Raw genomic sequence first — 1695 nt, 5'->3', positions numbered from 1 at the left:
ATTGGTGATTACGATGGCGACGGCAAAGCCGACTTCCTGTGGCGCCACGAGCTTGGCGCTCGTAACCTGGTACACCTAATGGATGGCACGGCGATCAAAGCCAAAGGCGTGTTACGACCTACGGATAATACCTGGCAGGTTGCCAGGTAAGTTACAAGCACATTTATAAAGCCGCTTCAGAGCGGCTTTTACTTTATTTCGATGGCGGCAGCTTGCGTTAAATAGCCTTTAACCTGTGTTTCTTATTCGCTATTCTGCAACATCAGTATTTCATTCAGGGAAGAATACCGTGAAACAGCTTATTGTTGTAGCGCTGCTCAGTGTTACATTTGGCAGTTCAAAAGCGCTTGCGTCTATTTGTTATTGTGCAGAGTGGCAGGATGTTGTCCTTAAAGTACGGATTGCAACCTACGAAGGTGACTATGGGGCAAGTCCTGCCGTTGCCAACGATGGTACCATTTACATCAACATTGCGGGTGAAGAAGAAGGGGCCCCAGGCCATTTGATTGCGCGGGATCCCGAAGGCAACGAGGCGATACTTCTCTCTGATACAGTGTCTACCGCAGGGCCGGTGCTTGCCGAAGACGGCACCATTTACATTATAATCAGAGAGAACAACAAGCCAGTTTTGGTGGCCTTATCACCCGGTGGCATTGAATTATGGCGAAGTCAGGCTCTCAGTTGGGTGTTGAATGGGCCCGCTATTGCTGAAGATGGCACCATTTTAGTGACTTCTTTTTTGGGCATTTTGTATGCATTTTCTCCCGAGGGGAGTTTGCTTTGGCAGTTAAACTTTGATTCCCTCGCATTCTTTCCAACCACGATAGCGCCGAACGGAAATATTTATATTCCGACAATGGGGGATGAGAACAGTACGAACAGCTTGCTGGTGTATTCAAGTGCGGGCGAAGCAATCTGGAATAGAACATTCCCGGTAAGAATCTTCTCTGGGCTTGCTTTTAATGCGGCAGGCACTGCTTACTATGGTGCTGATGGGCTTTATGCCTTTACGCCTGATGGTGATCGGCTCTGGAAAGGTGTACTGGATGAATATGATGTCACGATTATCACCGGCTCTCCCGTATTTGATGGGGTCGGCAATCTTTACGTAGGTTATCAGGCTGCCAATTCTGATGATGAAGGGTTACCTTATTCTGGAATCGTGTCCTTTTCATCAGAAGGTGTTTTACGTTGGTCTTACAGTGTAAATAACGATGAAGTTATCCTCGCTACACCTATTATTACTAATGATGGTGTGGTTATTTTTGGCAGTAATAAGGGTAATGTATTTAAGGTGAATGCCGAAACCGGTAAATCGCTTGCCATTGCATTTGTAGCAACGCCGGTAAATGATATCTATAGCCTGGCCATTGATAACAGCGGCGATATCATTGTAAATGGTTATGGCGGCACGGTTATTTTTAGTGATGATCTTGAGCTTGCCGACTCGTTCTGGCCTAAATTTATGCGAGACAATCGCAATTCGTCTTCCGCTTCTGCGAAAAATTCTGGCGGTAACTCTCCTCAGGTATATAAGGCTCCAACCGATGTCGACGGCGACGGAAAGTCAGACCTATTGTGGCGCAGTTATGCCAAGGGTTGGAATTTCCTGTGGGCCATGGACGGCACTCAAACCGCCGCGGCCACGCCTATCAACGTAGTACCCGAATATACCTGGGATATGGTGGGTCAGGG

Annotated in this window: 1 protein-coding gene; it reads left to right on the top strand. The window is 47.4% G+C overall.

The genetic code is table 11. The features are described 5' to 3' along the window. Window positions 1-289: 289 nt before the first annotated feature. Window positions 290-1695 (top strand): outer membrane protein assembly factor BamB family protein (locus BUB81_RS21785; protein ID WP_073325475.1); only part of this gene is annotated, 1406 nt, incomplete at its 3' end.

The organism is Marisediminitalea aggregata, assembly GCF_900129565.1.
Lineage (GTDB): Bacteria > Pseudomonadota > Gammaproteobacteria > Enterobacterales > Alteromonadaceae > Alteromonas > Alteromonas aggregata.
Note: the sequence above shows the minus strand (reverse complement) of the source record. Positions and strands in the feature narration are given on the sequence as shown.